Source organism: Yoonia sp. (genome assembly GCF_017854565.1).
Lineage (GTDB): Bacteria > Pseudomonadota > Alphaproteobacteria > Rhodobacterales > Rhodobacteraceae > Yoonia.
This window is the reverse complement of sequence record NZ_JAFMHJ010000104.1, coordinates 1-3281: the sequence shown is the minus strand read 5'-3', so window position 1 is coordinate 3281 and position 3281 is coordinate 1. Positions and strand designations below refer to the sequence as shown.

General features: G+C 63.0%; 2 protein-coding genes. Both read right to left on the bottom strand.

The features are described from left to right. Nucleotides 1-355: 355 nt before the first annotated feature. Nucleotides 356-2338: a MobV family relaxase gene (mobV, locus tag QZ196_RS17435; protein WP_296428675.1), complete on the bottom strand. Its 1983-nt coding sequence runs from the start codon at nt 2336-2338 to the stop codon at nt 356-358. A 318-nt stretch (nt 2339-2656) separates the two neighbouring features. After that, entirely contained in the window at nt 2657-3184 is a 528-nt protein-coding gene (locus QZ196_RS17430) for a helix-turn-helix domain-containing protein (protein WP_296428672.1), read from the bottom strand. Nucleotides 3185-3281: the final 97 nt, after the last annotated feature.

Below are 3281 nucleotides of genomic sequence, written 5' to 3'. Positions count from 1 at the left end.
TCCGACACGAATGTCAAAAAACGATCAAACATGATCATTTCTTTTTCACATATGACCGGTCGACCGATCACCCTGGGTGATCGGTCGACCGATCACCCAGGGTGATCGGTCGGTCACCCATAAGTTATTGAAAAGATTAACATATATATTATGTCTTTCTACTCTTGGGAAAAGCTCCAAGCTTTTCCCTTCGAACGCCTGATCACGCATGTGATCTGGGACGTTCGACAGCACCAACCCGATGGGTTGGTGCATGCCTGCCCCTTGAGGGGGCAGGCGGGGTGGCACAGCCACCCCATACCGGCTCCGCCGGTTCTTTGTTCACCGGGGGAGAGAGGGGAAGGGTGTTGCGAGGTCAGGGAGCAAGATCAGGCGTGGTGTTGGTCGTGAGGTTCGAGGCGTCGGCGGCGGCGTCGGTAGATGGTGCGGATGCCGCTCCCCCACTGGATCGAGCTTCCGCGTCCGCAACGGCCCAGTCGTTCCAGTCTTCATGCGGTAGGGCAGGGGGCAGACGCTTCCATCCATCTCCAAGGGCGGCGGCCTGGGCGTCCCCGGCCGCGTTGCGGTCCTGTCCGGCGAAGCGTTTCGCGTCGGCCGCGACCGCAGCCAGGATCGGCTCTGGCACGTTGCCATCGCCTGCGGTGCTGATGATTGTGATCGGTGAGGCCGTCTTGGCCTTCCGGCGGATCAGGCCAAGCGCAGAGAGTGCATCGATCGCGGATTCGACGATGACGACGCGCACAGCGTCACCGATTTCCCGCAGGCCGGCACGGAACGCACCGCGTTTCTTGTCGCTGCCGGGAGCCAAGGCGCTGAAGCGGCTGCCGTCGCGCAGCTTGGCGATGCCCTTGATCTCGGCGCCCGTGGCAATCCCGTCTGCGTCGCGCTGGACAAAGACGGCGTTGACCAGCTGGCCGCCGTGCGGCCCGATCCGGCTCTGGGCGTAGAGGTCGCCTGCGTCGTGCGCCGCGTCTACGATATCGGCATCGAGGGCGCGTTCCTCGATCAGGTGCCGGCGCACCGCCGGCCAGGCTTCAGGATCAGCAGCGGGCGGGTTGAATGGCGGGCGCTCTTTCACCGCCGCCTCTACGGTCGGCATGATGCGACGTTGCTGCGCCGCCAAGAGGTCGGCAGCAGTCGCCTCTGTGCCGAACCGATCTGCAAGCCAGGACAGAGCGCCGTTGAAGTCCGTCTCGGTGACGTATTTCACCAGGTCGATGGCTCCGCGCGCACCCTTCGCGCCCTTGATGCAGCGCCATTTGTCGCCGTCGATCTCGATTTTGTGGGTTCGGTCGCCTTCCGGCCCTGCGATCCATCGCTGGCGGTTTTCGGGCTTGCGGGCGTCCTTGGGGTCCACGGCCAGCCCCAGGGCGTCCAGGACGCTTGCGAGGGGCAGGGCGCGCATCTGGTCGGAAAGGGCGCGGCGGGCTTCCTTGGCCCGCTCCAGCGCGTCTGCGTTGATCTCGGCGGCTCTGCGGGCCTCCACGCCCTTTCGATGCTCCACGGGCAGCTCAGCGGCCTTGGCGGCCTTGATCTTGATCGCTTCATGGACCTGGGCGCGCAGGTCGTTGGCCCACTTCTCGCGGCCAAACATCGGCGGCGTCGTGATTTCGGGCAGCTCGAGGTCGTCGGACGCGTTCACGCGCCGGTAGTATTCCGCGACAGACTGGTGGGTGGCGGTGGATCCGATGAGGCCCCGGCGCAGGCCGAGATCCTCGACGGCTTCGGCGTAGCGCGTCTGGTGGCCCGAAATCAGGCTCGTGCCTGGGTTCATCTTCGATGCCTTGCCACCGATCCACCGGCGAGCGTTGAGGCCGCCGGTGTCGGGATCGAGAGGGACGATCAGCCCGGTGAGATGCGGCGTCGTCTCGTCCATGTGGAATTCCAGATGCGCGACGTTCTCTTCGCCCCATTCTGCGACAAGCCAGGCGGTCGACTGCGCGACCCATGCGTCCCGGTCTGCGCGGGTAGAGCTGCGCCACCATTCCGGGCTGGTGGTCATCAGGACCTCGACGGCCAGGACGGAGTTGGAGCGGCGCAGCAGCTTCCCGTTCTCCGGGTCGCCCTGCCGTGCCCCGATTTTCGGGACCAGGCGCAACACGTCAGCCGCGGGATCATCGGTGCCGATCAGGATGGGGTTGTTGGCGCTGATGCTGGCATCGGCGTTCGGCGTCGGGATGTCGCGCCGCATGTGCTTCGAGCTGCCTTTGATCGAGGTGACGCTCCGCAGCTTGGCATAGCGCATGATCGCGAAGGGCCGATCATCCGCGCCAGGCGATGCGACAGCGGTGCGGACGGTCTTCGCAAGAGCTGCGCCGCCGCCATCGGTGTTGGTCATTTCAGCAGGTGATCGCATGGCGCTGGCCTTTCTTGAGCATTCTCTCTCCCGGTCGAATGACACCAGCGCAGCTGGTGGGGGCGGCCGTGCCGCCCTCCGGCGCAGCCGGAAGCTGTGCCATGGCGGACCGGGATGGACGCCAGCACAGCAGCCCCGCAGGGCCTCCGGAGGAACCCCCGGTAGGGCGAGCGGCAAAGGTTGCTGGATGAAGGGAGCGCGGAGCGGCCCGAAAATCCAGCAACCTTTGTGTAGTGAGTCCCCAAATGATTTTCAGGTAGGCGGACAACCTGTCCGCCTCCTTCCGCTGTTCAACGATAATCACTGCATCACCTCGCCCGTTTCCGGATCGTGGGGTGTCTCTTGATCACCCTGGCTCATGTCTTCGAGAGGTAGCTCTGGCTCACCCGCCGCCTCTTTCATCATGATCCGAATCCGTCGCTCAACACCTCTGTTGTCGCGGGTGTTTTTCTTCACCAGCGTCTTCGTGTTGAAGACGGCGAATTCCTTTGACGTGTCCCATGCTCTCCAAACTTCGTTCGGGTCCAGAGCATATGCATAGACCCCTGTGCCGACCCGAACCCGCACCATCACGTTGCGGTCTTCGAGCCACTTCGTCAGTCGTCGGATCGTGATTTCGCTCACGTCCAAGGCTTCCGCCATGACGACCTGTGAGACCACCAGGGCCCCTCCATCGGGGTCCATGTGCTCGGCTATCCAGGAGTAAAGTCGTGCGGCATTGGGCTTCTCCTGCATCAGCCAACGGATCCGTTGCCAGCCCTTCGGATAGACCTGAACAAAGTTCCGGTTCTTGCGATCTTCGTCGTCTACCGCTGCCGCATATCCCATGATCACGCTCCGTCGATCTGTCTGATCAGCTATGTAAGGTAATCCGACACGAATGTCAAAAAACGATCAAACATGATCATTTCTTTTTCACATATGA

What these genes read in the sequence shown, in the direction of transcription:
- QZ196_RS17430 (WP_296428672.1), bottom strand. Translation starts at nt 3,184, where the DNA reads ATGGGATATGCGGCAGCGGTAGACGACGAAGATCGCAAGAACCGGAAC.
- mobV (WP_296428675.1), bottom strand. Translation starts at nt 2,338, where the DNA reads ATGACCAACACCGATGGCGGCGGCGCAGCTCTTGCGAAGACCGTCCGC.